26 protein-coding genes and 1 pseudogene are annotated in these 26,246 nt (G+C 62.6%); 16 read left to right on the forward strand and 11 right to left on the reverse strand.

Going from position 1 to position 26,246, the window contains the following annotated elements; all coding sequences use genetic code 11:
- The first annotated feature begins 25 nt into the window (after window positions 1-25).
- The 3 genes from ctaD to ACF8R4_RS04500 are packed head-to-tail and all read left to right on the forward strand — an operon-like array spanning window position 26 to window position 3,096.
- A complete protein-coding gene (gene ctaD / locus ACF8R4_RS04490; RefSeq protein WP_104833654.1) occupies window positions 26-1,615 on the forward strand; it encodes a cytochrome c oxidase subunit I in 1,590 nt (529 codons plus the stop codon).
- A 10-nt stretch (window positions 1,616-1,625) separates the two neighbouring features.
- Window positions 1,626-2,192 carry a cytochrome c oxidase assembly protein gene (locus ACF8R4_RS04495; RefSeq protein WP_016712829.1) on the forward strand — a complete coding sequence of 189 codons (567 nt, stop codon included), beginning with the start codon at window positions 1,626-1,628 and terminating at the stop codon, window positions 2,190-2,192.
- A 16-nt stretch (window positions 2,193-2,208) separates the two neighbouring features.
- The gene (locus ACF8R4_RS04500; RefSeq protein WP_060499836.1) at window positions 2,209-3,096 is read left to right on the forward strand and encodes a cytochrome c oxidase subunit 3; all 888 of its coding nucleotides are present in this window, start codon (window positions 2,209-2,211) and stop codon (window positions 3,094-3,096) included.
- 80 nt (window positions 3,097-3,176) lie between these two features.
- Here ACF8R4_RS04500 and ACF8R4_RS04505 read toward each other — a convergent pair whose 3' ends face one another.
- A complete protein-coding gene (locus ACF8R4_RS04505; protein WP_003258925.1) occupies window positions 3,177-3,380 on the reverse strand; it encodes a twin transmembrane helix small protein in 204 nt (67 codons plus the stop codon).
- A gap of 51 nt (window positions 3,381-3,431) precedes the next feature.
- On the opposite strand from ACF8R4_RS04505, the gene ACF8R4_RS04510 reads away from it, so the two are divergent.
- Genes ACF8R4_RS04510 through ACF8R4_RS04530 form a run of 5 tightly spaced genes read left to right on the forward strand, consistent with a single transcriptional unit; the run spans window position 3,432 to window position 7,315 of the window.
- Window positions 3,432-4,169: an SURF1 family protein gene (locus tag ACF8R4_RS04510; RefSeq protein ID WP_182408723.1), complete on the forward strand. Its 738-nt coding sequence runs from the start codon at window positions 3,432-3,434 to the stop codon at window positions 4,167-4,169.
- Window positions 4,138-4,719, forward strand: a complete 582-nt coding sequence (locus ACF8R4_RS04515) for a hypothetical protein (protein ID WP_200928924.1) — start codon at window positions 4,138-4,140, stop codon at window positions 4,717-4,719. The genes ACF8R4_RS04510 and ACF8R4_RS04515 overlap by 32 nt, the downstream gene beginning before the upstream one ends.
- 9 nt (window positions 4,720-4,728) lie before the next feature.
- Window positions 4,729-5,808, forward strand: coding sequence for a heme A synthase (locus tag ACF8R4_RS04520; RefSeq protein WP_392491752.1), 1,080 nt, complete (start codon window positions 4,729-4,731; stop codon window positions 5,806-5,808).
- The gene (cyoE, locus tag ACF8R4_RS04525) at window positions 5,793-6,686 is read left to right on the forward strand and encodes a heme o synthase (protein ID WP_060499832.1); all 894 of its coding nucleotides are present in this window, start codon (window positions 5,793-5,795) and stop codon (window positions 6,684-6,686) included. The genes ACF8R4_RS04520 and cyoE overlap by 16 nt, the downstream gene beginning before the upstream one ends.
- Window positions 6,683-7,315 (forward strand): SCO family protein, encoded by a 633-nt coding sequence (locus tag ACF8R4_RS04530; protein WP_060499831.1) that lies wholly within the window; start codon window positions 6,683-6,685, stop codon window positions 7,313-7,315. Before cyoE ends, ACF8R4_RS04530 begins: the two co-directional genes overlap by 4 nt.
- A gap of 92 nt (window positions 7,316-7,407) precedes the next feature.
- Here the strand turns inward: ACF8R4_RS04530 and ACF8R4_RS04535 are convergent, their stop codons facing one another.
- The 3 genes from ACF8R4_RS04535 to ACF8R4_RS04545 form a co-directional block, all read right to left on the reverse strand.
- The gene (locus ACF8R4_RS04535; protein ID WP_016712836.1) at window positions 7,408-8,178 is read right to left on the reverse strand and encodes a MetQ/NlpA family ABC transporter substrate-binding protein; all 771 of its coding nucleotides are present in this window, start codon (window positions 8,176-8,178) and stop codon (window positions 7,408-7,410) included.
- Between the two features lie 64 nt (window positions 8,179-8,242).
- Window positions 8,243-8,914, reverse strand: coding sequence for a methionine ABC transporter permease (locus tag ACF8R4_RS04540; protein WP_010951513.1), 672 nt, complete (start codon window positions 8,912-8,914; stop codon window positions 8,243-8,245).
- Window positions 8,914-9,921, reverse strand: a complete 1,008-nt coding sequence (locus ACF8R4_RS04545) for a methionine ABC transporter ATP-binding protein (protein WP_060499830.1) — start codon at window positions 9,919-9,921, stop codon at window positions 8,914-8,916. Before ACF8R4_RS04545 ends, ACF8R4_RS04540 begins: the two co-directional genes overlap by 1 nt.
- A 226-nt stretch (window positions 9,922-10,147) precedes the next feature.
- On the opposite strand from ACF8R4_RS04545, the gene katE reads away from it, so the two are divergent.
- Window positions 10,148-12,283, forward strand: coding sequence for a catalase HPII (katE, locus tag ACF8R4_RS04550; RefSeq protein ID WP_060499829.1), 2,136 nt, complete (start codon window positions 10,148-10,150; stop codon window positions 12,281-12,283).
- Window positions 12,284-12,361: 78 nt separating this feature from the next.
- On the opposite strand, the gene ACF8R4_RS04555 is transcribed toward katE, so the two are convergent.
- From ACF8R4_RS04555 to zur, 4 genes are all read right to left on the reverse strand, one after another.
- Window positions 12,362-13,069 (reverse strand): PA5502 family lipoprotein, encoded by a 708-nt coding sequence (locus ACF8R4_RS04555; RefSeq protein ID WP_060499828.1) that lies wholly within the window; start codon window positions 13,067-13,069, stop codon window positions 12,362-12,364.
- Window positions 13,070-13,196: 127 nt separating this feature from the next.
- The gene (gene znuB / locus ACF8R4_RS04560; RefSeq protein WP_060499827.1) at window positions 13,197-13,979 is read right to left on the reverse strand and encodes a zinc ABC transporter permease subunit ZnuB; all 783 of its coding nucleotides are present in this window, start codon (window positions 13,977-13,979) and stop codon (window positions 13,197-13,199) included.
- Window positions 13,972-14,745 carry a zinc ABC transporter ATP-binding protein ZnuC gene (znuC, locus tag ACF8R4_RS04565; protein WP_016712841.1) on the reverse strand — a complete coding sequence of 258 codons (774 nt, stop codon included), beginning with the start codon at window positions 14,743-14,745 and terminating at the stop codon, window positions 13,972-13,974. Before znuC ends, znuB begins: the two co-directional genes overlap by 8 nt.
- Window positions 14,742-15,227 carry a zinc uptake transcriptional repressor Zur gene (zur, locus tag ACF8R4_RS04570; protein ID WP_003253002.1) on the reverse strand — a complete coding sequence of 162 codons (486 nt, stop codon included), beginning with the start codon at window positions 15,225-15,227 and terminating at the stop codon, window positions 14,742-14,744. Before zur ends, znuC begins: the two co-directional genes overlap by 4 nt.
- Before the next feature lie 18 nt (window positions 15,228-15,245).
- On the opposite strand from zur, the gene ACF8R4_RS04575 reads away from it, so the two are divergent.
- On the forward strand, window positions 15,246-16,202 hold the full coding sequence (locus ACF8R4_RS04575) for a zinc ABC transporter substrate-binding protein (protein WP_060499826.1): 957 nt from the start codon (window positions 15,246-15,248) through the stop codon (window positions 16,200-16,202).
- A 48-nt stretch (window positions 16,203-16,250) separates the two neighbouring features.
- Here the strand turns inward: ACF8R4_RS04575 and ACF8R4_RS04580 are convergent, their stop codons facing one another.
- Window positions 16,251-17,201 carry a homoserine kinase gene (locus ACF8R4_RS04580; RefSeq protein ID WP_060499825.1) on the reverse strand — a complete coding sequence of 317 codons (951 nt, stop codon included), beginning with the start codon at window positions 17,199-17,201 and terminating at the stop codon, window positions 16,251-16,253.
- 69 nt (window positions 17,202-17,270) lie between these two features.
- Window positions 17,271-17,558, reverse strand: coding sequence for a DUF2782 domain-containing protein (locus tag ACF8R4_RS04585; RefSeq protein WP_013970316.1), 288 nt, complete (start codon window positions 17,556-17,558; stop codon window positions 17,271-17,273).
- Between the two features lie 75 nt (window positions 17,559-17,633).
- On the opposite strand from ACF8R4_RS04585, the gene polA reads away from it, so the two are divergent.
- Entirely contained in the window at window positions 17,634-20,381 is a 2,748-nt protein-coding gene (gene polA / locus ACF8R4_RS04590; protein ID WP_060499824.1) for a DNA polymerase I, read from the forward strand.
- Between the two features lie 416 nt (window positions 20,382-20,797).
- Here polA and yihA read toward each other — a convergent pair whose 3' ends face one another.
- Window positions 20,798-21,430: a ribosome biogenesis GTP-binding protein YihA/YsxC gene (gene yihA / locus ACF8R4_RS04595; protein ID WP_019099202.1), complete on the reverse strand. Its 633-nt coding sequence runs from the start codon at window positions 21,428-21,430 to the stop codon at window positions 20,798-20,800.
- Between the two features lie 201 nt (window positions 21,431-21,631).
- Here yihA and ACF8R4_RS04600 point away from each other — a divergent pair, with 201 nt between their 5' ends.
- From ACF8R4_RS04600 to ACF8R4_RS04620, 5 genes and pseudogenes are all read left to right on the forward strand, one after another.
- A complete protein-coding gene (locus ACF8R4_RS04600) occupies window positions 21,632-21,934 on the forward strand; it encodes a cytochrome c5 family protein (protein ID WP_016712845.1) in 303 nt (100 codons plus the stop codon).
- Between the two features lie 31 nt (window positions 21,935-21,965).
- Window positions 21,966-22,583 carry a cytochrome c gene (locus ACF8R4_RS04605; protein ID WP_016712846.1) on the forward strand — a complete coding sequence of 206 codons (618 nt, stop codon included), beginning with the start codon at window positions 21,966-21,968 and terminating at the stop codon, window positions 22,581-22,583.
- Window positions 22,584-22,734: 151 nt separating this feature from the next.
- A complete protein-coding gene (dsbA, locus tag ACF8R4_RS04610) occupies window positions 22,735-23,367 on the forward strand; it encodes a thiol:disulfide interchange protein DsbA (protein ID WP_060499823.1) in 633 nt (210 codons plus the stop codon).
- A gap of 34 nt (window positions 23,368-23,401) precedes the next feature.
- Window positions 23,402-24,234 (forward strand): annotated as a pseudogene (locus ACF8R4_RS04615) (endonuclease/exonuclease/phosphatase family protein).
- A 27-nt stretch (window positions 24,235-24,261) separates the two neighbouring features.
- Complete coding sequence (locus tag ACF8R4_RS04620) at window positions 24,262-26,190, forward strand: GGDEF domain-containing protein (RefSeq protein ID WP_104833648.1); 1,929 nt, start codon at window positions 24,262-24,264, stop codon at window positions 26,188-26,190.
- Window positions 26,191-26,246 lie beyond the last annotated feature (56 nt).

Consider the following 26,246-nt stretch of genomic DNA (forward strand, 5'->3'; position numbering starts at 1 on the left):
ATCAATGGGTTGCAGGAGACAGGACATGAGCACAGTGATCGACGACCACGCCCACGGCCATGACCATGCGCACGGCCCGGCCAAGGGCCTGATGCGCTGGGTGCTGACCACCAACCACAAAGACATCGGCACGATGTACCTGTGGTTTGCCTTCCTCATGTTCCTGCTTGGCGGCTCGTTCGCCATGGTGATCCGCGCCGAGCTGTTCCAGCCCGGGCTGCAAATCGTGGAGCCGGCGTTCTTCAACCAGATGACCACCATGCATGGCCTGATCATGGTGTTCGGTGCGGTGATGCCGGCCTTCGTCGGCCTGGCTAACTGGATGATCCCGTTGATGATCGGCGCGCCCGACATGGCCCTGCCACGCATGAACAACTTCAGCTTCTGGTTGTTGCCGGCGGCGTTTCTGTTGCTGGTGTCGACCCTGTTCAGCCCTGGCGGCGGGCCGAATTTTGGCTGGACCTTCTACGCCCCGCTGTCCACCACCTATGCACCGGCCAGCGTCACCTTCTTCATCTTTGCCATCCACCTGATGGGCATCAGCTCGATCATGGGCGCGATCAACGTGATCGCCACCATCCTCAACCTGCGTGCCCCCGGCATGACCCTGATGAAGATGCCACTGTTCGTCTGGACCTGGCTGATTACCGCGTTCCTGCTGATTGCGGTGATGCCGGTGCTGGCGGGTGTGGTGACCATGATGCTGATGGACATCCATTTCGGCACCAGCTTCTTCAGTGCCGCTGGCGGCGGTGACCCGGTGCTGTTCCAGCATGTGTTCTGGTTCTTCGGCCACCCCGAGGTGTACATCATGATCCTGCCGGCCTTCGGTGCGGTCAGCTCGATCATCCCGGCGTTCTCGCGCAAGCCGCTGTTCGGCTACACCTCGATGGTGTACGCCACCGGCGCGATTGCCTTCCTGTCGTTCATCGTCTGGGCCCACCACATGTTCGTGGTCGGCATCCCGGTGGTGGGCGAACTGTTCTTCATGTACGCCACCATGCTGATCGCCGTGCCCACCGGGGTGAAGGTGTTCAACTGGGTCAGCACCATGTGGGAAGGCTCGCTCACCTTCGAGACGCCGATGCTGTTTGCCATCGCCTTCGTCATCCTGTTCACCATCGGCGGCTTCTCCGGCTTGATGCTGGCCATCGCCCCGGCAGACTTCCAGTACCACGACACCTACTTTGTGGTCGCACACTTCCACTACGTGCTGGTGCCCGGGGCGATCTTTGGCATCTTTGCCTCGGCCTACTACTGGCTGCCGAAATGGACCGGCCACATGTACGACGAAACCCTCGGCAAGCTGCACTTCTGGCTATCGTTCATCGGCATGAACATGGCCTTCTTCCCGATGCACTTCGTGGGGCTGGCCGGCATGCCACGGCGCATTCCGGACTACAACCTGCAGTTCGCCGACTTCAACATGGTGTCGTCGATCGGGGCCTTCATGTTCGGCGCCACGCAGATCTTCTTCCTGTTCATCGTCATCAAGTGCATCCGTGGCGGCGCGCCGGCACCGGCCAAGCCTTGGGATGGTGCCGAGGGCCTGGAGTGGTCGATCCCCTCGCCTGCGCCCTACCACACCTTCCAGACGCCACCGGAAGTGAAATAGGAAGCCCGCCATGAACGGCCTGTCGCTCAAACGCCTGGTAACGCGCCTGCTGATGCTGACGGTGGTGATGTTCGCCTTCGGCTTCGCCCTGGTGCCGATCTACGACGTGATGTGCAAGGCGTTTGGCATCAACGGCAAGACTGGCGGGCAATACGAAGGCAGCCAGGTCAGCGACCCGTCGCGTTCGGTGCGGGTGCAGTTCATGTCGACCAATGCCAGCGACATGGTCTGGGACTTCTACTCAACGGCTGACCAGTTGGAGGTCAACCCGGGTGCGGTAAACCAGATGATTTTCATTGCCCACAACCCGACCGACCGGCCGATGAGTGCGCAGGCGATACCCAGCATTACCCCGGCCGAGGCCGCGGCGTATTTCCACAAGACCGAGTGCTTCTGCTTTACCCAGCAGGTGCTGCAGCCCGGCGAACGCATCGAGATGCCGGTGCGCTTCATCGTCGACCGCGACCTGCCGGCCAGCGTGAAGCACCTGACACTGGCCTACACCTTGTTCGACATCACCGCTCGCCACCCGCCGGTCGCGCATGTTGCGGCCCAGGACGTCCAGGGCGCCCGTTAAGGGAAGGAGAACAGCAATGGCAAGTCATGAGCACTACTACGTCCCGGCGCAGAGCAAGTGGCCGATCATCGCCACCATCGGCATGTTCATCACGGTGTTCGGCCTGGGCACCTGGTTCAATGACATGAAGGCCGGCCACCCGGAATCGCACGGGCCGCTGATTTTCTTCGTGGGTGCATTGTTCCTGGCCTACATGCTGTTCGGCTGGTTCGGCGCTGTGGTTAAGGAGAGCCGCGCGGGGTTGTACAGCCCGCAGCTGGACCGCTCGTTCCGCTGGGGCATGAGCTGGTTCATCTTCTCCGAGGTGATGTTCTTCCTGGCCTTTTTCGGTGCGCTGTTCTACGTGCGAGTGCTGGCCGGGCCTTGGCTGGGGGGCGAAGGGGCCAAAGGGGTTGCGCACATGCTGTGGCCGACCTTCGAATTCACCTGGCCGCTGCTGCACACGCCCGACCCGAAACTGTTCCCGCCGCCCAAGGAAGTGATCGACCCGTGGCACCTGCCGCTGATCAACACCATCCTGCTGGTCAGTTCCAGTGTGACCATCACCATCGCGCACCATGCGCTGCGCCGTGATCACCGAGGACCGCTGAAATTCTGGATGACGCTGACCATTCTTCTGGGTATCAGCTTCATTACGTTGCAGGCCTACGAGTACCACGAGGCCTATACCAAGCTGGGGCTGACGCTGGGTTCGGGGATCTACGGGGCGACGTTCTTCATGCTGACCGGCTTCCACGGCGCCCACGTGACGTTGGGCACGATCATCCTGATCGTGATGTTCGTGCGCATTTTGCGTGGGCATTTCAACCCGGATAAACACTTCGGCTTCGAGGCGGCCAGTTGGTACTGGCACTTCGTCGATGTGGTGTGGGTGGGGTTGTTCATCTTTGTATATGTGCTTTGAAGGCGAATAGAGAACCCTGTGGGAGCGTCAGCTTTTAGGTTTGTGCAAGACAGTGGCTCCCACAGGGTTAGATGTGAATGTCAGAAGGGAGCATGTGAAACCAGCTGACCACTGATAAAGCCCCAGGCCACTAGGCCGATGGTCAGGGCCGCCAGGGTCACCCGCACGGTCAGCGCTTTCAGCAAACGGGTCGAGTTTTCATCGTCCTTGACCAGAAACACCAGGCCACTGAACAGGCTGGCAATCGTGGCCAACAGCATCAGGACAATCGCGGCCTTGAGCATGGCGCTACTCCGGGGGGATGCGGTGATGTGGATAAGTATAGCGAGGCGCCCGTGAGGCCGTTTCGCCCAGGTTGGGTACCGACCCTGGTGGTGCTTGCGCTGCTGCCGGGCCTGATTGCGCTTGGCTGCTGGCAACTGGGCCGCGCCGAGGAAAAGCGCGTGCTGCTGGCCACCTATGCCGAGCGGCGGGTCGACGCGCCAATCGCCACGGCTCAGCTGGCATCGAACGAAGACAACGCCTTCCGCCGCGTGCACCTCTTTGGCCGCTTCGACGCCGAACACAGCCTGCTGCTGGACAACCGCATGCGCGACGGCCAGGCCGGTGTCGAACTGCTGCAACCCTTCCATGACCAGCCCAGCGGCCTGTGGCTGTTGGTCAATCGCGGCTGGCTGCCATGGCCAGACCGTCGCGTGCCGGTGCATTTCGATACCCCCTCCAACGCCTTGGCACTGGACGCTTCAGTCTACGTATCACCCGGCAGCACGTTTCAGCTGCATCCCGACCCTGAAGGTGGCCAATGGCCCCATCTGCTTACTGCCGTTGATGCCGCGCAGCTATGGCCACAGCTAGGCCGCGAAGGCTATGCCCATGAGTTGCGCCTGGAGCCCGGCCCGGCAACCTACCGGCTGGAATGGCCGGTGGTTGCCATGGGCCCGGAAAAACACCTGGGGTACGCCGTGCAGTGGTTTGCCCTGGCGACTGCGCTGGTTCTGCTTTACCTCTACTTCGGCTGGCACCACAACAAGGAGAAACGCCATGGCCACCGCCACTCCACTGGACGTGCCTGAACGTGGCAAACCCAGAGCCCGCGGGCGTTTGCAGCTATTGCTGATTTTGCTGGTGGTGCTCGGGCCGATGATTCTGGCCACCAGCATGTACAAGCTCAAGTTCTGGGTACCGGAAGGCCGCAGCTACCACGGCGCCATGATCGGCAATGGTGAAAGCCGTGCCGATATCGGCGTGGCAGGTGAAGACGAGCGCTGGCAGCTGCTGGTCAGCGCGCCCGAGGCCTGCGCCGAAGACTGCCAGCGCCTGGTGTACCTGGCCCGGCAGATCCAGGTCGGCCTGGGCCGCGATGCCAGCCGCGCCAGCCATGCGTTGGCCGCCGCCCAGCCGCTGAGCGCCGACTACCAGGCGCTGCTTGGCCGTGAGTACCCGCAACTGCAACGTTACCCGCTGGATGTCCGGCACTACTCGCAGAAGGTTGGCGAGCCTGGCCCGCAGCTGTGGATCGTCGACCCGCACGGCAACCTGGTGCTGCGCTACGACGGCAAGGTCAACGGCAAGCATGTGCTGGACGACCTGCGCCACCTGCTCAAGCTGTCCAACATCGGCTAGGAGCCTGCCATGGCCAGACCTGGACTCCGCTTGGCTGTATTCGCCACCCTTCTGGCACTGCTGGTCGTCCTGCTCGGCGCCTATACCCGCCTGACCCACGCTGGCCTGGGCTGCCCGGACTGGCCGGGTTGCTACGGCTTCATCAGCGTGCCCAAGAGCGAGGCCCAGTTGGCCCATGCCGAGTTGCACTTCCCTGATCACCCCGTGGAAGAGGCCAAGGGCTGGGCCGAGATGGTCCACCGCTACTTCGCCGGCACGCTGGCCGTGGTGATTGCCCTGCTCGCCTTCCAGGCGGTGCGCCGGCATGCCCGCGATGGCCAGCCCTATCGCTTGCCTGTGTTGCTATTGGGTGTGGTGCTTGCCCAGGCGGCTTTCGGCATGTGGACGGTTACCCTGAAGCTGTGGCCACAGGTGGTCACCGCGCACTTGCTCGGCGGGTTCACCACGTTGAGCCTGCTTTTCCTGCTATCCCTGCGTCTATCCCGGGCTTTTGCGCCATTGCCCAAGTTGCCGTTGAGCTTGCGCCGGATCGCTGCATTGGCCCTGCTGGTAGTGATCGGCCAGATCGCCTTGGGCGGTTGGGTCAGTGCCAACTACGCAGCGGTCGCCTGCATTGACCTGCCCACTTGTCATGGCCAGTGGTGGCCGGCGGCGGACTTCAGCAACGGCTTTCACCTGACCCAGCATGTGGGCCCCAACTACCTGGGCGGGCAACTGGACAGTGATGCACGCACGGCCATCCACATCAGCCACCGGCTGGGGGCATTGTTGGTGACTTGCGTGCTTTTGATGCTGAGCTGGAAGCTGTACCGCTGTGGCCTTCCCGGCCTGGCGCGGCTGGTGCTGCTGGCGCTGGCCTTGCAAGTGGGCCTGGGCATCAGCAACGTGTTGTTCCACCTGCCGCTGGCGGTGGCCGTGGCACACAACGTGGGTGGGGCGCTCTTGCTGTTGAGCATGGTGCTGGTGAATTACCGCATTCGCGTGGTCGACAAGGTGCGCGTGGGTGTCGGCCACGGCTGGCGCCTGCGGCCGGTGGCCGGCGTGGGCACTTCCCATCACATGAGGAATGATTCGTGGCGACGCTTCTGAGCGCACGGCGGGCCAGCTGGCGCGATTACCTGGAGCTGACCAAGCCCAAGGTGGTGGTGCTGATGCTGATTACCTCGCTGGCTGGCATGTTCCTAGCCACCCGCGCGGGCGTGAGCTGGAGCGTGCTGCTGTTCGGCAACCTGGGCATCGGCTTGTGTGCAGGTGGTGCAGCGGTGGTCAACCATGTGGTGGATCGGCGCATCGATGCGCTGATGGCCCGCACCCACAAGCGGCCGCTGGCCCAGGGCCGGGTCGAGCCACTGCCCGCACTGTCGTTCGCCTTGGCGCTGGCACTGCTGGGCATGGCGCTGCTGCTGGTGTTCACCAACGCCCTGACCGCCTGGCTTACCCTGGCGTCCTTGCTCGGCTATGCGGTGCTCTATACCGGCTTTCTCAAGCGTGCCACGCCACAGAACATCGTTATCGGTGGCTTGGCCGGCGCCGCCCCGCCGCTGCTCGGCTGGGTGGCCGTGAGCGGCCATGTCAGCGCCGAACCCTTGCTGCTGGTGCTGATCATCTTCGCCTGGACGCCACCGCACTTTTGGGCCTTGGCCATCCACCGCAAGGAAGAATACGCCAAAGCCGATATCCCGATGCTGCCGGTGACCCACGGCGAGCGCTACACCAAGTTGCATATCCTGCTGTATACCCTGGTATTGCTGGCGGTCAGCCTGTTGCCGTATGCCATCCACATGAGCGGCCCGCTGTACCTGGCCTGTGCCCTGGCACTGGGCCTGCGCTTCCTGCAATGGGCCTGGGTGTTGTACCGTGGCAGCCGGCCGCACGCGGCGATCGGCACCTTCAAGTACTCTATCGGCTACCTGTTCGTGCTGTTCATCGCGTTGCTCCTCGACCACTACCTGTTGCTGAACCTATGACCCGAACCCAGAAAACCGTCTTCATCCTCGTTGCCCTGGTCGCGCTGATCATGGGCCTGACCGTCAACAAGGTGCTCAATGGCCGCGACCAGCCCAACCCTACCGAGCTGATCGACGCCGGCATCATCCTGCTGCCGCAGAGCCGTACCGTGGCGGATGTGACCATGACCAACCAGGATGGCCAGCCAGTGCAACTGGATGACCTGAAGGGCAAATGGTCGCTGCTGTTCTTCGGCTACACCTACTGCCCGGACATCTGCCCGACTACCTTGGCCCAGTTGCGCCAGGTGAAGAGCGAGCTGCCCAAGGAAGCCGTTGACCGGCTGCAGGTGGTATTGGTGAGTGTGGACCCGAACCGCGACACGCCGAACCAGCTGAAGCAGTACCTGGGCTATTTCGACAAGGATTTTGTCGGCGTGGCCGGGTCGATCGAGGATACCCAGAAGTTGGCCAATGCCTTGAGCATTCCATTCATTCCGGCGGATACCAGCAAGCCGGGGTATACCGTGGATCACAGCGGTAACCTGGCGGTTGTGGGGCCGGATGGGCGTCAGCGCGGGTTCATTCGTGCGCCGTTCAACAACCAGAAGCTGGTGGCGCAGTTGCCCGGGCTTGTGAAGCGGGATTGAGTGGGCCCCAAAAGCTTCGCGGGTAAACCCGCTCCTACAACGATTTGTGTAGGAGCGGGTTTACCCGCGAAGAATCCAGCGCGATGTTCGGCTTAGAACGCCGGAACCACAGCGCCCTTGTACTTCTCGACGATGAACTGCTTCACCTCAGGCGAGTGCAGCGCAGCTGCCAGCTTCTTCATGTCTTCCGAGTCCTTGTTGTCCGGGCGGGCAACCAGGATATTCACGTAAGGCGAGTCGCTGCCTTCGATGGCCAGCGCGTCCTTCTCCGGGTTCAGCTTGGCTTCCAGCGCGTAGTTGGTGTTGATCAGGGCGGCATCGACCTGGGTCAGCACGCGCGGGATGGTGGCCGCTTCCAGCTCACGGAACTTGATGCTTTTCGGGTTCTCGGCCACATCCTTCACGGTGGACAGGATGTTCTTGTTGTCCTTCAGCTTGATCACACCGGCCTTGTCCAGCAGCAACAGGGCGCGGCCGCCGTTGGTGGCGTCATTGGGGATGACCACGGTGGCGCCGGAAGACAGCTCGTCCAGCTTCTTGATCTTGGTCGAGTACACGCCCAGCGGCTCGATGTGCACGCCGGCTACGCTCACCAGTTGGGTACCCTTGGCCTTGTTGAACTCATCCAGGTACGGCTGGTGCTGGAAGAAGTTGGCGTCCAGGCGCTTTTCGGCCACCTGCACGTTCGGCTGGATGTAGTCGGTGAACTCCTTCACCTTCAGCTCCACGCCCTCTTTCGCCAGCTGTGGTTTGACGAAGTTGAGGATCTCGGCGTGCGGCACCGGTGTGGCGGCAACGGTCAGGGTATCGGCGTGGGCCGAGAAGGCCGCGACAGCGGCAGCAACAGCAAGCAGCTTCTTCATCAATCACTCCTTGTGAGGGCCGCGACGGCCCCCGAACGGGTCGGCCGGGCCGACCCCATTGGGGTTACTTACGGGAAAAATGCACGACCAGTTTGTCGCCCACGCTCTGCAGTACTTGAACCAGTACCAGCAGCAGTACCACGGTCACCACCATTACATCGGTCTGGAAGCGCTGGTAACCGAAGCGGATGGCCAGGTCGCCCAGGCCACCGGCACCGACCACACCGGCCATGGCGGTGTACGACACCAGGGTGATGGCGGTGACGGTGATGGCCGCGAAGATGCCCGGGCGGGCCTCGGGCAGCAGCGCGCTGGTGATGATCTGGCGGGTAGTGGCGCCCATCGACTGGGTAGCCTCGATGATGCCGCGGTCCACTTCACGCAGGGCGGTTTCCACCAGGCGCGCGAAGAACGGCGTGGCACCTACCACCAGCGGCGGAATGGCGCCGGCAACGCCCAGCGAGGTGCCGGTGATCAGCACGGTGAACGGGATCATCACGATCAGCAGGATGATGAACGGCAGCGAACGCAGGATGTTCACCACCAGCGACAGCAATGCATACACGCCCTTTTGCTCGAACATCTGCTTAGGCCCGCAGAGGAACAGCAGCACGCCCAGCGGGAGGCCCAGCAGCACGGTGAAGAACAGCGAGCCGAACAGCATGATCATGGTATCGACGGTGGCCAGCCAGATTTCGGCCCAGTCGACGTTGGCAAAGAAATTCAGGGCGTCCATCAACGCAGTACCTCCATATGTACGTCAGCTGCCTTGAAGCGGGCGAATGCCGCTTCCATGTCACCGCCGATCAGGGCGAGGGTGAGCTGGCCATAGGGGACATCCTTGATGCGGTCGATACGCCCGGCGAGGATGCTGTAGTCCACACCGGTTTCGCGGGCTACGGTGCCCAGCAGCGGCGCGTAGGTGGCGTCGCCCTGGAAGGTCAGGCGCACGATGCGGCCCGGTACGTGAGCGAAGTCGTCGCGCTGCTCGCCTTCGTCGACTTGCTCGTCTTCCTGGACAAAGCGCTTGGTGGTGGGGTGCTGCGGGTGCAGGAACACATCGGCCACCGAGCCTTGCTCGACGATCTGGCCGGCGTCCATCACTGCCACGCGGTCGCAGACACGGCGGATCACGTCCATTTCATGGGTGATCAGCACGATGGTCAGCTTCAGCTCACGGTTGATCTCGGCCAGCAATTGCAGGACCGAGGCCGTGGTTTGCGGGTCGAGGGCACTGGTGGCCTCGTCGCACAGCAGGATCTTCGGGTTGGTGGACAGGGCGCGGGCGATGCCGACACGCTGCTTCTGGCCGCCAGACAACTGCGCCGGGTACTTTTTGGCGTGGTCTTGCAGGCCGACACGGGCCAGCAGCTCGGTCACGCGTTTGTCGATTGCGCTGCGCGACAGCTCGCCGGCCAGGGTCAGTGGCAGGGCGACGTTGTCGGCGACCGTCTTGGAGGCCAGCAGGTTGAAGTGCTGGAAAATCATCCCGACCTGCTGGCGGAAGCCGCGCAGCTGGCTGGCGTTGAACGCGGTGACGTCTTCGCCGTCGACGATGATCTTGCCGCCGGAAGGTTCTTCCAGGCGGTTGATCAGGCGCAGCATGGTGCTTTTGCCAGCGCCGGAATGGCCGATCAGGCCGAACACCTGGCCATCTTCGATGGTCAGGCTGGTCGGATTCAGTGCGGGGATTTCCCTACCGGCAACGCGGTAGGTTTTATGTACCTGTTGGAACTCGATCACGTAGCGAACCTTGTGGGGCGCATGAAATTTGGGTCAGCGGTTAGCTGGGGTCGCGCATTTTAGCCTTTTCCCATAGCTGTTCTTAGCATTTATTTCGTAATGCACCAATCCATCGGGCATATCGCGACAACCGGTAATCCTGATTGAACGCTCGGCAAAGCCTGCCAGTCACTAGTTGAACACGCCCGCAACGGGCACGCCTGAAGACTGATGAGGAGAGCCGACCATGCCCAGCAAGAAAACGGACGCGCCCAAGCAGAGTGAAGCCGCTGGCACCCAGACCCCGGACCGGGCCAATACCAATGCCAAGTTGCAGAGCCTGGAAACCTTCCGCAGCGACGCTACCGGCCAGGCCCTGCGCACCAATCAGGGGGTGAAGATTGCCGACAACCAGAACAGCCTCAAGGCTGGCGCACGCGGGCCTTCGCTGCTCGAAGACTTCATCATGCGCGAGAAGATCACCCACTTCGACCATGAGCGCATTCCGGAGCGCATCGTGCATGCCCGTGGTACCGGGGCGCACGGCTACTTCCAGAGTTATGGCAAGCATGCGGATCTGACCAAAGCCGGTTTCCTGCAAGACCCCGACAAGATCACACCCGTGTTTGTACGCTTTTCCACCGTGCAGGGGCCCCGTGGTTCGGGGGATACCGTGCGTGATGTGCGCGGCTTCGCGGTCAAGTTCTATACCGACGAGGGCAATTTCGACCTGGTCGGCAACAACATGCCGGTGTTCTTCATCCAGGATGCCATCAAGTTCCCCGATTTTGTGCATGCGGTCAAACCCGAACCGCATAACGAGATTCCTACCGGTGGCTCGGCCCACGATACGTTCTGGGATTTCGTTTCACTGGTGCCGGAATCGGCCCACATGGTGATGTGGGCCATGTCAGACCGGGCTATCCCGCGCAGCTTGCGCATGATGGAAGGCTTTGGGGTGCATACCTTCCGGCTGATCAACGCCGAGGGCGTGGCCAGTTTCGTCAAGTTCCACTGGAAGCCGCGCCAGGGCGTGCATTCGCTGCTGTGGGACGAGGCGCAGAAACTGGCGGGCAAGGACACTGACTTCCAGCGCCGTGACTTGTGGGAGGCGATCGAGACCGGCGATTATCCGGAATGGGAACTCGGCGTGCAGATCGTGCCGGAGGCCGACGAGCACAAGTTTGACTTCGACTTGTTGGACCCTACCAAGATCATCCCGGAAGAGCTGGTGCCCGTAACGCCCTTGGGCAAGATGGTGCTGAACCGTAACCCGGACAATTTCTTTGCCGAGGTCGAACAGGTGGCGTTCTGCCCAGGCCATATCGTGCCGGGAATCGACTTTACCAATGACCCATTGCTACAGGGCCGGCTGTTCTCGTACACCGATACCCAGATCAGCCGCCTGGGCGGGCCGAACTTCCATCAGATCCCGATCAACCGCCCGGTAGCGCCTAACCACAACAACCAGCGTGATGCCCTGCACCAGCATGTCGTGCACAAGGGGCGGGCGTCCTACGAGCCAAACTCGATCGACGGTGGTTGGCCAAAGGAAACCCCGGCAGCGGCGCAGGACGGGGGTTTCGAGAGCTACCAGGAGCGTATCGATGCGCACAAGATCCGTCAGCGCAGCGAGTCGTTCGGTGATCACTTCTCGCAAGCCCGGTTGTTCTTCCAGAGCATGAGCCCGACCGAGCAGCAGCACATCATCAAGGCTTACAGCTTCGAGTTGGGCAAAGTGGAGCGCGAACATATCCGCGCCCGGGAAGTGAATGAAATTCTCGCCAATATCGATTTGAAGCTGGCGGCGGCGGTTGCAGCGAACCTGGGCCTGCCTGCGCCGAAAGCGGGTACGGTGCAGGTGAAGGGCAGCCAGCTGGCGCAATCACCGGCCTTGAGCCAGATGAACCACCCAGGTTCAGTGGGTATCAAGGGGCGCAAGATTGCCGTGCTGGTGGCTAATGGCGTGGACGCTGCAAGCGTGGACAAATTGGTCAAAGCCCTGGAGGCGCGCAGTGCCCGGCCGATGCTGTTGGGGCCGACCTCGGCGCCGGTAACGGCGACGGATGGCAAGCAACTGCCGGTGGATGCATCGATGGAGGGGATGCCATCGATCATGTTCGACGGGATTGTCGTGCCATCAGGTAAGGCTTCGACGGATGCCTTGGCAGCTAGCGGGCTTGCCAAGCACTTCTTGCTGGAAGGCTACAAGCACCTGAAGGCGCTGGTGTTGACCAAAGAGCTGGCGACTGGTCTGGGGCTCAAGGAGGACAAGGGGTTGCTGCTGGGGGATGACCAGAAAGCCGTGGATGCCTTTGTCAAAGCCGTTGAGGGGCATCGGGTCTGGGAGCGGGAGGCAGCTGCGGAATCTATTCCTGCCTGATAGGGTCCTTTCGCGGGTAAACCCGCTCCTACAGGGATAACGCTAACCCTGTAGGAGCGGGTTTACCCGCGAAGTTTTTTACTGCTGGTGCGGTACCAATACCACTTGGGCCGGCAGCGAACGCTGGATTTCATGTTTCTGCTTCAGCTCGTACTCGCTGTCGATCTTGCGCACGCGCTTCTCCAGCAAGGTCTTCAGCCACGGCGCGTCGCCGGTGCGCGGTACCTGGAACACCACCTCGCAGTCATAGCTCACAACATCGGCCGCAATGTCATCGAGTTGGCGGCGCATGGCCCGGCTATCGGTGGTCTTCAAGGCCACCACCGTGCTTGGCGCTGTCGGGTCGATGATGCGTGCCTTGGGCCTGGCTTCGGCGGCTTTCAAGGCAGCCTCTGCCTTCTCCAGTTCGGCCTTGCGTGCCTGGGACAGTGGGTCGCCACCGGTTACTGCCGGGGCTTGTGGCATCAATGCGCGGGCGCGAGCCAGGGCGGTAGCTGCTGCGTTCACATCGCCCTTTTGCAGGACGATTTGGCTGCGTTGCAGATAGGCTTCGGCCAGCTGACGCTGGTATTGCTCCAGGCGCGCGTCATCAGGCGACTGGGCCTGCAGGGCTGCCAGCTGGTCTTCGGCGGTGGCCAGCTCATTGCTGGCGATGTTTTGTTGCAACTGCTGCCATGCATCGGCTTGGGCAGGTACCGCGGCCTGTTCGACCGGCGCGCTGGAGCAGGCAGCCAGGAACAGGGAAAACGCGGCAACAAGCAGATAACGGGAGGCGAACGGCTTCATTCCTGCGACTCTCTATTTGCGCAAAAAGCGAGCAAGTCTACACCCAGGTGCGCACGCTCGAAAACAGGTCTTACAAACCCTTTACCCGGCAAAAGGTTGCAAGGCGTGCCATCACACGCCCTGTCTTTCAGCGTTTTGGCAGGGCCAGGCTCAGCAAGAATAGCACCGCCGCGCAGACCACGATCGACGGGCCGGCGGGGGTATCCTTGAACCAGGACATGGCCAGGCCACCGCAGACGGCGGTGACGCCCAGTAGGCTGGCGCCCAGGGCCATCTGCTCGGGGGAGCGGGCGTGACGTTGCGCCGCAGCGGCGGGGATGATCAGCAGCGAAGTGATCAGCAACACGCCGACGATCTTCATGGCCACGGCAATGACCACTGCGATCAGCAGCATCAATGCCATGCGCAGGCCGGCAACGGGCAGGCCTTCGACCATGGCCAGTTCCTCGTGCACGGTGACCGCCAGCAGCGGCCGCCACAGCACGGCGAGCAGTAGCAGGACCAGCGCACTGCCGCCGAGAATCCAGGCCAGGTCTGTGCTGCTGATGGCCAGCAAGTCGCCGAACAGGTAGGCCATCAGGTCGATGCGCACATCGTGCATGAAGCTCAGTACCACCAGGCCCAGCGACAGGGTGCTGGGGGCGAGGATGCCGAGCAGGGTGTCGGAGGCCAGCGGTTGGCGTTGCTGCAGGGTCACCAGCAGGATCGCCAGCAGCAGGCAGCCGACGGTTACCGCCAAGGCTGGGCTCACGTCCAGCACGAAACCCATTGCCACGCCCAGCAACGCGGCGTGGGACAGGGTATCGCCAAAATACGCCATGCGCCGCCACACCACGAAAGAACCGAGTGGGCCCGCAACTACTGCCAGGGACAATCCCGCAAGCAAGGCGTAAAGAAGAAAATCAGCCATGCTTGCAGTGCTCTCCGTGAACATGGGTGCCGGGGGCGACGACCGAGCCGTGCAGGTCGTGGCTGTGGTCGTGATGGTGGTGGTAAACGGCCAGGCTCGGGGCGTTCTGGCCGAACAGTTCGACGAAGGCCGGGTCGTTGCTGACTTGCTCAGGGTGGCCCGAGCAGCACACATGGCGGTTCAGGCACACCACCTGGTCGGTGGCGCTCATCACCAGGTGCAGGTCGTGGGACACCATCAGCACGCCGCAGCCGTGGCGGTCGCGCAGGCGGGTGATGAGGTTGTACAGCTCGGTCTGGCCGACCACGTCCACGCCCTGCACCGGCTCGTCGAGTACCAGTAATTGAGGTTCGCGCAGCAAAGCACGGGCCAGCAGCACGCGCTGCATCTCGCCACCGGAAATGGTCTGGATCGGGCTGTCGATGACCTGCTCCGCGCCCACTTCCTGCAACGCCGACAAGGCTGCCGCGCGGTCTACGCCGGGCACCAGGCGCAGGAAGCGCAGCACCGACAGCGGTAGCGTGGCGTCGACCTGGATCTTCTGCGGCATGTAGCCAATGCGCAGTTTCGGCTTGCGCCATACCTTGCCGCGGTGCGGCTTGAGCAACCCTAGCACGGCGCGCACCAGGGTGGTTTTGCCCGCCCCGTTGGGACCGATCAGGGTGACGATCTGGCCCGGTGCGACCGACAGGTCGATGCTGTCGAGCACTGCCTCGCCGCCAAAGGTAACGCCCACCTGTTCCAGGCGGATCAGCGCATCGCTCATGCCGCGCTCCGGCAATTGCCGCACAGGCCGACCACTTCCACGGTCTGGGTCTCGACCGTGAAGCCCACGCCCTTGGCGCTGTTGATGATGGCTTCGCTGATGCTGCTTTGCTCCAGCTCGATGGCCACATGGCAGGCCCGGCAGATCAGGAACTGGCCCTGGTGCACGTGCTCGGGGTGGCTGCAGCCGATGAAGGCGTTGAGCGAGGCGATGCGGTGCACCAGGCCGTTTTCCAGCAGGAAGTCCAGCGCGCGGTATACCGTAGGCGGGGCGGCGCGGCGGCCGTCCTGCTCGCTGAGCACGGCGAGGATGTCGTAGGCGCCCAGCGGCTTGTGGCTTTGCCACACTAGCTCCAGCACACGGCGGCGCAGCGCGGTCAGGCGCAGGCCCTGGCGGGTGCACAAGGCGTCGGCTTCAGCCAGTGCGCTGTGTACGCAATGGGAGTGATCGTGAGGACGGTTGGCCAGCGGCGTGATGGACATGGGCAGCGACGGTTCTGGATGGAGACGTTATTATGTTACCTGTTTCTGACGACTCGAGTATCCACCGTGTCCCGATTCCTAGCTCTGTTTGTCGCTTTCATCGCATTTTCCGCTCAGGCCGATGTGCGTGTGCTCACCAGTATCAAGCCCCTGCAGCAGATTGCCGCCGCTGTGCAGGATGGCGTTGGCAGCCCTGATGTGCTGTTGCCGCCAGGCGCTTCACCCCACCACTACGCGCTGCGCCCTTCCGATGTGCGGCGGGTAGGCGATGCCGACCTGCTGTACTGGGTCGGCCCGGACATGGAGAACTTCCTGCCGCGGGTGCTGGGCAGCCGCAGCAAGCCCACGGTGGCGGTGCAGTCGCTGACGGGCATGAAGTTGCGTCATTTTGGCGAGGACAGCCACTCCCATGAGGAAGAGGATCACGACGATCATGACCACGATCACCGCCCAGGTAGTCTCGATGCACATTTGTGGCTGTCGTCGGTCAATGCGCGGGTAATCGCGGCGAAAATGGCTGCGGACCTGGCTCAGGTAGACCCGGCCAACGCTGCCCGCTATCAGAGTAACCTCAAGGCGTTCGATGAGCGCCTGGATGCGCTGGATGGTCGTATCAAGGCCCGTGTGGCGGGTATCACCGACAAACCGTACTTCGTTTTCCACGAAGCGTTCGACTACTTCGAGGCCGAGTACGGCCTGAAACACACGGGCGTGTTCAGCGTGGCCTCCGAGGTACAGCCGGGCGCGCAACATGTTGCTGCTATGCGTAAGCGCTTGCAGGAAGTGGGTAAAACTTGTGTGTTCAGCGAACCGCCGCTGCGGCCGCGGCTGGCCGAGACCCTGACCGCCGGGTTGCCGGTACGCCTGGCCGAGCTGGATGCGCTGGGCGGGACAGACCCGGTGGATGGCAAGGGCTATGAGCGCTTGCTGGAGAAGCTGGGTGGTGACCTGGCTGGGTGTCTGGAGCAGTTGTAAGCCTGTTCCGGCCCTTCGCGAGCAAGCTCGCGAAGAAGCAGACGCGGTCTAGAGAGCGAACGGCAGGTGCAAAGCCACCTGCTGGCGCTGCGCCAGACGCACCTCGAACTCGCTCGGGTCATGGATCATCACATCCATCCCGGCAAACGATTCCGCCGCAATCAAGCGCGACAGCCAGAAGCGCACACACCCTACCCGCAACATCTCCGGCCACAGCTCGGCCTCGGCCGCCGTGAACGGCCGCAGCGCCGCATAGGCCGCCAGCAGCGCCTGTGCGCGTGGCACATCGATCGCGCCGTGTTCATCCAGGCACCAGTCGTTCACGGTAATGGCGATGTCATACAGCATCGGGCCGGAGCAGGCGTTGTAGAAGTCGATCACACCGGTCAGGTGGGTGCCTTCGAACATCACGTTGTCGCGGAACAGGTCGGCATGCAGGTTGGCCCGTGGCAAGGCCAGGATCTGCGCCTTGTGCGCGGTTATCTCATCCAGTGCCGGCTGCAGCAGTGCGGCTTGTTGGGCAGTCAGGCGTGGCAGCAGCTCGGCACCCGAGGCCAGCATCCAGTCCAGGCCCCGGTCGGTGCGGCGCTCGATGATGTGCTCGCGGGTGGCCAGGTGAATATGCGCCAGCAGTTCGCCTACCTGGGCGCAGTGCTGGTTGTTCGGCGCCTTGATGTGCTTGCCCGACAACCGTGGCTGCAACAGCGCAGGCTTGCCACACAGTTCGCGCAGGCCGTTGCCGTCGCGGTCACGAAGGGCATAGGGCACCGGCATGTCGGCCGCGTGCAGGGTGTCGAGCAGCTCGATGAAGAACGGCATGTCTTCGCTCGGCCCACGCTCGATCAGCGTCAGGACGAACTCCCCCTGTTCGAGGCTGACGAAGAAATTGCTGTTCTCGGTGCCGGCGGCAATGCCCTGGAAGTCGAGCAGACGGCCCAGCTCGTACGGCGCCAGAAAGGTTTCCAGCTCAGGCCGGGTCACGGGGGTGAAGACTGACATGATGAAAAATTGCCCATACGGGCACTTCCGCCGGGAAGTGCCGGGTTGATGTGAACGGTGCGCGTCAGATTACCACTCGAAGATCTTCCAGGACGGAATCAGCATGTCCGGCTGGTCGGAACGAATGAAATTGCCATCAGAGCCATCGGCGCGTACCAGGAAATAAGGCTTGCCGTTTTTCGGCGTGATCTTGATCGCATACAGGAAGCCGTTCTGCCGGTATTCCTGGATGGTTTTGTCGCCTTCCGTGCGAATGGTCACCTCGGGATCGGCCGAGGGGGCGTCGTCCGCCGCCAGGGTAACGACAGGCATGGTTGCCAATAGGCCGAGTAGTAACAGGCGATTGAGTGTACGCATGATAACCTAGTCCCTTTGTCGTCAATGATTCTGGCTATTCTAGCGCCGGACCCGTCGAAAAGGTTGATTCTGCTCATGAGCCAAGCGCCCCTCGTCCTGGTGGACGGTTCCTCCTACCTGTACCGCGCCTTCCACGCGCTGCCGCCGCTGACCACGTCCAAGGGCATGCCGACCGGTGCGGTGAAGGGTGTGCTGAACATGCTCAAGAGCCTGCGCAGGCAATACCCCGACAGCCTGTTCGCGGTGGTGTTCGACGCCAAAGGCGGCACTTTCCGCGATGCCATGTTCGCCGAGTACAAGGCCAACCGCCCCAGCATGCCGGACGACCTTCGGGTGCAGGTCGAGCCGCTGCATGCCAGCGTGAAGGCGCTGGGCTACCCGTTGCTGTGCGTCGAGGGTGTCGAGGCTGACGACGTCATCGGCACCCTGGCCCGCAGCAGCGCCGCACAAGGGCGCCCGGTGATCATCTCGACCGGTGACAAGGACATGGCACAGCTGGTGGACGGGCACATTACCTTGGTCAACACCATGACCGGAAGTGTGCTGGACGTGGCTGGCGTGCACGAGAAATTTGGCGTCGGCCCGGAACATATCATCGACTTCCTGGCCCTGATGGGCGACAAGGTCGACAACATTCCCGGCGTGCCGGGCGTGGGCGAAAAGACCGCCGTGGGCCTGCTGACCGGCATCGGTGGTGGCCTCAGCGACTTGTACGCCAACCTGGACAAGGTGCCGGCGCTGGCCATTCGGGGCGCCAAGACCTTGCCGACCAAGCTGGAAGAGCACCGCGATGCGGCGTTTCTGTCCTATGAGCTGGCCACCATCAAGGTCGACGTGCCGCTGGATGTCGAAGTGGATGCACTGGTGTGTGGCGAGCCGGACCGTGAAGCGCTTCTGGCGCTGTACACCGAGATGGAGTTCAAGAGCTGGGTCGCCGAGGTGCAGCGTGACGCGGCCAAGGCCGGTGATGACGTGGCACCGGTCGAGGTGCCAGCCGCCAAGGCCGAACCCAAGTACGAAACCATCCTCGACCAGGCCCGTTTCGATGCCTGGCTGGAAAAGCTGCGCCAGGCGCCGCTGTTTGCCTTCGACACCGAGACCACCGGCCTGGACGCCCAGCAGGCGCAGCTGGTTGGCCTGTCGTTCGCCGTCGAGCCACATGAAGCAGCCTATGTGCCCTTGACCCACGATTACGAAGGCGCGCCGGCCCAGCTGGACCGCGAGGCCGTGCTGCTGGCCCTGAAGCCGTTGCTGGAAGACCCGGCCAAGGCCAAGGTCGGGCAGAACGCCAAGTACGACATCAACATTCTGGCTAACGGCTCGCCTGCCATCGAGATGCGCGGCGTGGCCTACGACACCATGCTCGAGTCGTATGTGCTGAACTCCACGGCTACCCGCCACGACATGGACAGCCTGGCGCAGAAGTACCTCGATCACACCACCATCGCCTTCGAGGACATCGCCGGCAAAGGTGCCAAGCAGCTCACCTTCAACCAGATCCACCTGGACAAGGCCGGCCCCTATGCCGCCGAAGATGCCGACATCACCCTGCGCCTGCATCACGCACTGCAAGCGCGTCTGGCGCAGACGCCGAGTGTGCAGCCGGTGCTGATGGACATCGAAATGCCGCTGGTGCCGGTGCTGGCCAAGATCGAGCGCCAGGGGGCGTTGGTCGATGCCGCACTGCTGCAGGTACAAAGTGGTGAGCTGGGTGTGAAGATGGCCGAACTTGAACAGCGCGCCTATGAGCTGGCCGGTGAGGAATTCAACCTCGGCTCGCCCAAGCAGCTGGGCTCGATCCTTTACGACAAGCTGGGCATGCCGGTACTGAGCAAGACGGCCAAAGGCCAGCCATCCACCGCCGAAGCTGTACTCGACGAGTTGGCCGAGCAAGGCTACCCGCTGCCTGAGGTGCTGATGCAGTACCGCAGCCTGAGCAAGCTCAAGAGCACCTACACCGACAAGCTGCCGGGCCAGATCAACCCGCGCACCGGGCGTATCCACACCTCCTACCAGCAGGCAGTGGCAGCCACTGGCCGGCTGTCGTCGAGCGACCCGAACCTGCAGAACATCCCGATCCGCACCGCCGAAGGCCGCCGCATCCGCCAGGCGTTCATTGCCAGCCCGGGCTACAAGCTGCTGGCGGCGGACTACTCGCAGATCGAGCTGCGCATCATGGCCCACCTGGCCAAGGACGAAGGCTTGTTGCATGCCTTCCGCAATGACCTGGACGTACACCGCGCCACGGCGGCGGAAGTGTTCGGTGTGGCCCTGGAAGACGTCACAACCGACCAACGCCGCAAGGCCAAGGCCATCAACTTCGGCCTGATCTATGGCATGAGCGCCTTTGGTCTGGCCAAGCAGATTGGTGTCGACCGCAAGCAATCGCAGGACTACATCGACCGTTACTTCGCCCGCTACCCGGGCGTACTGGCCTACATGGAGCGCACCCGCGCCCAGGCTGCCGAGCAAGGCTTTGTCGAAACCCTGTTCGGCCGCAGGCTGTACCTGCCGGACATCAACGCCAAGAACCCGGCCCTGCGCAAAGGCGCCGAGCGCACGGCGATCAACGCACCGATGCAGGGTACCGCAGCCGACATCATCAAGCGGGCCATGGTCAATGTGGACAACTGGCTGAGCGAGAGCGGGCTGGATGCCCGGGTGATCCTGCAGGTACACGACGAACTGGTACTTGAGGTGCGTGAGGACCTGGTTCAGCAGGTGAAAGATGAAATTCGCCAGCACATGAGCAAGGCGGCGGAACTGGATGTGCCGCTGCTGGTGGAAGCAGGAATTGGCGCGAATTGGGACGAAGCTCACTGATTGAGCGGGGAAAGCTGTGTAGGATCTGCGGCGGAGTGACGCGGATCCTGGCACTGCTCAGTGCCATTGGTGCTGAAGTTTCATGAAACTATCGCAAATAGTTTTCAGGGATTTGGAACTAAACCGGTGAACCGGAACTCAGAGTAACTGAATGGCTGGTGAAGCCCTTCGATGCTCCTATGTTGTGTTAAGTGTTGGCAGATATCTGGACCCCGCCCTAGCGGTCCGGACTTGGACCCCGAACTTCCCCCTCCCCATACGAAGTCCGGGGTTTTTTTTGCCCGGAATTTGACCTAGGCCTGGTGAAGAACCCTGTGGGAGCGGGCGTGCCCGCGAACCTGGGCGAAGCCCAGGCCATGCTCCGCGCTGGATTCTTCGCGGGCACGCCCGCTCCCACAGGGTGGTCGCCCTCGCCTTCAGGCTACCGGCTTGTCTTCCAGCTCCATCCAATCCGCCAGCACCCGGTAGGCGTCTTCCACGCCCAGGCGCTTGGGCGCCGAGAACAGCTGGATGGTCACGCCATCACCCCAGCCCTTGCGGATTTCCGACTGCACTTTCAGCAGGGTGTTCTTGCCCGCGCCGTGGGTCAGCTTGTCGGCCTTGGTCAGCAGGATGTGCATCGGCATGCTGCTGGCCTTGGCCCAGTCGAGCATCATTTTGTCGAAGTCGGTCATTGGGTGGCGCACGTCCATCATCAGGATCACGCCACGCAGGCACTCACGGCTGCCCAGGTAGGCTTCCAGGTGTTTCTGCCAGTGCTGCTTGAGCGGGATCGGCACTTTTGCATAACCGTAGCCCGGCAGGTCGACCAAACGCCGTTCATCGTCCAGACTGAAGAAATTCAACAGCTGGGTGCGCCCGGGGGTTTTCGAGGTACGCGCCAGGCTGGCATGAGTCAGGGTGTTGAGGGCGCTGGATTTGCCGGCGTTGGAGCGGCCGGCGAAAGCCACCTCGTAACCCTGGTCGTCCGGGCATTGTTCGACCTTGGCTGCGCTGAGGGCGAATTTGGCTTTCTGGCAGAGGCCGAGGATGGGGTTCTTGACTTGCATGGGATATCCGATGTGGGTGTTGCCTGACTCTGAAGGCCCGAGCCTGGCAAGCGGTGTCGTTTCCGTTTGGATGGCGGAAGTATATAATGCCCCAGTTTTTGTGTGCTCATTCTCCCAGCGAAGGGGAAGGAGCATGGGGTGTCGAACAATAGCTCGCGCAACAGAACGCAGCGCGGCCCCCAACCCTGAAGGTCGTTCCGCATGGCGAAATGGCTGCTTGCTGTCGGTATGTTCCTGCCGGTTTTCAGCGCACAGGCTACACAGGATCCCGAGGTGTTGTACAACCGCACGTGTGCGGCCTGTCACACCGGGCAGTTGCCACAGGCACCCAGACGGGGTGACCGGGCAGCATGGGAGCCAAGGCTGGCGCAAGGCATGGAGGTACTGGTGAAGCACGTGACCCAGGGTTTCAAGGCTATGCCGCCGCGTGGATTGTGCATGGACTGCAGTGCCGAGGACTACCGTTTGGTCATCCTTTGGATGAGCGGCAGTCCCGATACATAACATTTCACCCTTAGCCGTGTTGGATTAGCTGATGAACAAACTAGTCGTGAGTCTGCTGTTGACCCTGGGTGTCGCAGGTGCGGCCACTGCTGCGCAACCTATCAAAGGCGATGCCGCCGCCGGCCAGGCCAAGACCGCCGTTTGTGGCGCCTGCCACAACCCCGACGGCAACAGCCTGGCACCGAACTTCCCCAAATTGGCCGGCCAGGGCCAGCGTTACCTGGAAAAACAACTGCACGACATCAAGTCGGGCAAGCGCACCGTGCTGGAAATGACCGGCATGCTGGCCGCGTTCAGCGACCAGGACCTGGCTGACATTGCCGCCTACTTCGCCAGCCAGAAAGGCAGCGTGGGGGCCGCCGATCCCAAGCTGGTCGAGCGTGGCCGTGCGCTGTTCAACGGCGGCGACCTGGAAAAAGGAATGCCGGCCTGCACAGGCTGTCACTCGCCGAATGGCGCGGGCATCGCCCTGGCTGGCTTCCCGCACCTGGGCGGGCAGCATTCGCAGTACGTGACCAAGCAGCTCACGGACTTCCGCGAAGGCAACCGCACCAACGATGGCGATGCGATGACCATGCGCACCATCGCCGGCAAGCTGAGCAACCACGACATCGAAGCGTTGGCCAGCTACATCCAGGGCCTGCATTAACTTTCAGTTAATGTTGTAGGCCAATGATGAAAGGGCGGCCGGGCCGCCCTTTTTTCAGTCCGCAGCCGTTACACTACAGAACTCGAGCCCTTCCCGGCCTGTCCTAGTGCAGGTCGCGTCGTGGCGACCCATGACTGCTCAGGAGTAAAGCATGCGTAAACTGATTCTCAGCGCTGCGCTGGTCGCCGCCAGCGTGTTCGGTATGACTGCCGTCCAGGCCGCCGAGCCTGTCGCCGGCAAGGAATACATCGAGCTGAGCAACCCTGTTCCGGTTTCCGTGCCTGGCAAAGTCGAAGTGGTCGAGCTGTTCTGGTACGGCTGCCCACATTGCTACCACTTCGAGCCGGTCATCAATCCATGGGTCGAAAAACTGCCCAAGGACGTCAACTTCAAGCGCGTACCGGCCATGTTCGGCGGCCCATGGGACGCACACGGCCAGATGTTCCTCACCCTCGAAGCCATGGGCGTCGAGCACAATGTTCACGCGGCAGTGTTCGATGCCATCCAGAACCAGCGCAAGCGCCTGACCGACCCTAACGACATGGCCGACTTCCTCGCCACCCAAGGCGTGGACAAGGACAAGTTCCTCGCCACCTTCAACTCGTTCGCCATCAAGGGCCAGGTCAACCAGGCCAAAGAACTGGCGAAAAAGTACGAAATCACCGGCGTACCGAGCATGGTGGTCAACGGCAAGTACCGCTTCGACCTGGGCACCGCTGGCGGGCCGGAAGGCGTGCTGAACGTTGCCGACCAACTGATCGCCAAGGAGCGCGCCGCTAAGTAAGCGGCGTAACCCATGCCCCGCTTCCGAGCCACGCGTGGCATTGGCCTGCACCAGCCGCAGGTCAACGAGCATCACTTGCAGGCTTCTGGCCTGCCCGAGGATGGTCGGCTGCGGCTGCTCAGTTTCAATATTCAGGTCGGCATCAGCACCGAGCGCTACCGGCATTACCTGACCCGCAGCTGGCAGCACTTGCTGCCGCACAATGGTCGGGCCGGCAACCTGCAGAAAATCGGCGAACTGCTGGGCGACTTCGACCTGGTGGCCTTGCAGGAAGCCGACGGTGGCAGCCTGCGCTCGGGTTACATCAACCAGGTCGAGCACCTGGCGCAATTGGGGGCCTTTCCCTACTGGTACCAGCAGCTCAACCGCAACCTCGGGCGTCTCGCCCAGCACAGCAATGGCGTCCTCAGCCGCCTGAAGCCGCAGGTGCTCGAAGACCACCCGTTGCCTGGCCCGGCCGGTCGCGGGGCGATTCTTGTGCGCTTTGGCGAAGGCGAAGATGCGCTGGTCGTGGTGATGATGCACCTGGCGCTCGGCGCCAAGACGCGAGCCCTGCAACTGGGTTATATCCGCGAGCTGATTGGTGGTTATCGTCATCAGGTGCTGATGGGCGACATGAACACCCATGCCACCGACCTGCTGGAACACTCGCCGCTGCGCGACCTGGGCCTGATTGCCCCGCAAGTCGAGGCCACCTTCCCCAGCTGGCGACCACAGCGTTGCCTGGACCATATCCTGCTCAGCCCAAGCCTCACGCTGGAGCGTGTCGAGGTGCTGGCACGGCCAATTTCCGACCACCTTCCCGTTGCAGTCGAGATTCGATTGCCTGATGCATTGACTGTGGATACGCTGCCGGTCTTGAGCTAATTGCCATCACCGTTTGCGGACCCGGGCATGACTGAAGACGCTGAGCGCTGGAAAGAAAAATACCTTAAAAGCATCGAGCAGCAAGAAAAGCTCGAACGCCGGTGGGACGCCCGTCTCGACCTGCTTCGTCGTGGCCTGGTGCGCAGCAGCCTGGCTGCAGAAGGCAGTGACAAGGTGGTGGACGCGTGCATGAAGGAAATGCGCGAAGTCATCCGCAGTGACAACATGGACGCCGGCCTCGCCGGTTTGATCCCGCGCCTTGAAAAGGCGGTGCTGGACTCCGAACAGCGCCGTGAAACCCGCATGAACCAGGTCAGTGATGCGCTCGCCGCGCTGGTTGGCCAATTGCAAGGCCTGTCGTTGCCCAGCGATATCTCGCGTGCGCTGAAAAAACTGGCGAAGAAGCTCGAGGGTGGCGTTGCCCAGTCCCGCGATCTGCCGCCGCTGCTGGGCGAGTTGAGTGGCTTGCAGGGCCGCGCCCTGTCGGCGCTTGGTAAGCCGGAGGATGAGGCCCGGCCCGGTTTCTTGCAGCGCTTGTTCGGTAGCCGCGAGGATGACCCGCAAGGCGAGCCAATACCTGAGCCGGTGCCAGTGCCTGCTGCCGAAGCGCCGCCTCAGGTTGCGCAGCCCCCTCTCGAAGCCCCGCAGCCCGACGATATGGATGCGCTGCAACCGTTGCCGGCCCTTGTCCCTGAAGCGAGCGCAGCGGTCGAACCCGAGCCGGAGCTACAGGGCCCAGCGCTGATCGAAACGGCTGAAACACCCGCCGCCCAGCAACCGCTGCAGGAAAACGTGTCGGAGCCCGACGCGACCGCCAGCGAACCCGTGGCAGCAGCACAATCGACACCCACGCTCGAAGAGACGTTCGGCGAAGACGGCCCTTATGCCCTGCCCTATGCCGTCGAACCCCCCTACAGCCAGGTTGCCTCCCACATCGAGCAGACCCTGATCGGGCTGCTTGATGACCTCAGCCTGCCCGAGCGGCACAAGGCCCAGGCGCTGGAAATGCGCGAGCGGGTTGCCCGTGGCCTGAACTGGTACGAGCTGATCCCGGTGCTGGATGACCTGGCTGTGCTGATGCTGGCAATAACCGACAGCGGCCAGCACGAATTCGAAACCTACCTGCAACAGCTCAACGAACGCCTGGAAGGCTTCCAGAGCCACCTGCAGGAGGCCAGCGCCGGCCATGCCGACAACAGCAGTGCTGCCCGTGAACTGGATACCCAGCTGCGCGAGCACGTCGACGGCTTGCAAAGCAGTGTGCAAGGCGCCGCCGATGTGGACAGCCTCAAGCACATCCTGGAAAACCGGCTGGAAGGCCTGTTGGTCACCATGGACGAGCACAAGCTTGAGCGTGATCGCCGCGAGCAGGAGCTGGCAGGCCGCCTGCAAGGCTTGTCGGAGCGGGTGGCGAACATGGAGCATGAAGCGCTCGGTTACCGTGAACACCTGGAAGAGCAACGGCAGAAAGCCCTGCTCGACCCGCTCACCGGCTTGCCCAATCGTGCGGCCTGGAGCGAGCGGGTAGAACGCGAAATACTTGAATGGCAAGAGGCCGGCGGCCATCTGGCCATGGCGATTCTCGACCTGGACCACTTCAAGCGCATAAACGATAGCTATGGGCACCTGGCCGGGGACAAGGTACTCAAGATTGTCGCTGACCAGCTGAGCAAACGCCTGCGTGGTCGTGACTTCATTGCCCGTTTCGGGGGCGAGGAGTTTGTCCTGTTGCTGCCGCAGACGTCACCCGCGGCAGCGGCCCAAATGGCGGAAGTACTGCGCGCCACCGTGGAGGCCTGCCCGTTCCACTTCAAGGGTGAGCGGGTGGTGATCACCACTTCGATCGGCCTGGGGGCGTTTCGCTCTGGCGAGCGTGGCGACCAGGTGCTCAAACGCGCCGATGCGGCGCTGTACCGGGCCAAGGCGCTGGGACGTAACCGCGTCGAGCAGAGCTAGCGTTTGCTGACACTGACTCACGATAAGCGCGGCCATGGGGAGCACGTTATACTGTA

Origin of the sequence: Pseudomonas sp. FYR_2, from assembly GCF_043106425.1 — a bacterium.
GTDB lineage: Bacteria > Pseudomonadota > Gammaproteobacteria > Pseudomonadales > Pseudomonadaceae > Aquipseudomonas > Aquipseudomonas monteilii.

Bases quoted from the DNA above. Each gene is read 5' to 3' on its own strand.
- ACF8R4_RS04585 (WP_013970316.1), bottom strand. From the start codon at position 17,558: ATGCGTACACTCAATCGCCTGTTACTACTCGGCCTATTGGCAACCATG.
- znuC (WP_016712841.1), bottom strand. From the start codon at position 14,745: ATGAGCGATGCGCTGATCCGCCTGGAACAGGTGGGCGTTACCTTTGGC.
- dsbA (WP_060499823.1), top strand. From the start codon at position 22,735: ATGCGTAAACTGATTCTCAGCGCTGCGCTGGTCGCCGCCAGCGTGTTC.
- katE (WP_060499829.1), top strand. From the start codon at position 10,148: ATGCCCAGCAAGAAAACGGACGCGCCCAAGCAGAGTGAAGCCGCTGGC.
- ACF8R4_RS04575 (WP_060499826.1), top strand. From the start codon at position 15,246: ATGGAGACGTTATTATGTTACCTGTTTCTGACGACTCGAGTATCCACC.
- ACF8R4_RS04495 (WP_016712829.1), top strand. From the start codon at position 1,626: ATGAACGGCCTGTCGCTCAAACGCCTGGTAACGCGCCTGCTGATGCTG.
- polA (WP_060499824.1), top strand. From the start codon at position 17,634: ATGAGCCAAGCGCCCCTCGTCCTGGTGGACGGTTCCTCCTACCTGTAC.
- ACF8R4_RS04600 (WP_016712845.1), top strand. From the start codon at position 21,632: ATGGCGAAATGGCTGCTTGCTGTCGGTATGTTCCTGCCGGTTTTCAGC.
- ACF8R4_RS04515 (WP_200928924.1), top strand. From the start codon at position 4,138: ATGGCCACCGCCACTCCACTGGACGTGCCTGAACGTGGCAAACCCAGA.
- ctaD (WP_104833654.1), top strand. From the start codon at position 26: ATGAGCACAGTGATCGACGACCACGCCCACGGCCATGACCATGCGCAC.
- ACF8R4_RS04555 (WP_060499828.1), bottom strand. From the start codon at position 13,069: ATGAAGCCGTTCGCCTCCCGTTATCTGCTTGTTGCCGCGTTTTCCCTG.
- ACF8R4_RS04500 (WP_060499836.1), top strand. From the start codon at position 2,209: ATGGCAAGTCATGAGCACTACTACGTCCCGGCGCAGAGCAAGTGGCCG.
- ACF8R4_RS04530 (WP_060499831.1), top strand. From the start codon at position 6,683: ATGACCCGAACCCAGAAAACCGTCTTCATCCTCGTTGCCCTGGTCGCG.
- ACF8R4_RS04620 (WP_104833648.1), top strand. From the start codon at position 24,262: ATGACTGAAGACGCTGAGCGCTGGAAAGAAAAATACCTTAAAAGCATC.
- znuB (WP_060499827.1), bottom strand. From the start codon at position 13,979: ATGGCTGATTTTCTTCTTTACGCCTTGCTTGCGGGATTGTCCCTGGCA.
- yihA (WP_019099202.1), bottom strand. From the start codon at position 21,430: ATGCAAGTCAAGAACCCCATCCTCGGCCTCTGCCAGAAAGCCAAATTC.
- ACF8R4_RS04605 (WP_016712846.1), top strand. From the start codon at position 21,966: ATGAACAAACTAGTCGTGAGTCTGCTGTTGACCCTGGGTGTCGCAGGT.
- ACF8R4_RS04520 (WP_392491752.1), top strand. From the start codon at position 4,729: ATGGCCAGACCTGGACTCCGCTTGGCTGTATTCGCCACCCTTCTGGCA.
- ACF8R4_RS04580 (WP_060499825.1), bottom strand. From the start codon at position 17,201: ATGTCAGTCTTCACCCCCGTGACCCGGCCTGAGCTGGAAACCTTTCTG.
- ACF8R4_RS04505 (WP_003258925.1), bottom strand. From the start codon at position 3,380: ATGCTCAAGGCCGCGATTGTCCTGATGCTGTTGGCCACGATTGCCAGC.
- ACF8R4_RS04535 (WP_016712836.1), bottom strand. From the start codon at position 8,178: ATGAAGAAGCTGCTTGCTGTTGCTGCCGCTGTCGCGGCCTTCTCGGCC.
- ACF8R4_RS04540 (WP_010951513.1), bottom strand. From the start codon at position 8,914: ATGGACGCCCTGAATTTCTTTGCCAACGTCGACTGGGCCGAAATCTGG.
- zur (WP_003253002.1), bottom strand. From the start codon at position 15,227: ATGTCCATCACGCCGCTGGCCAACCGTCCTCACGATCACTCCCATTGC.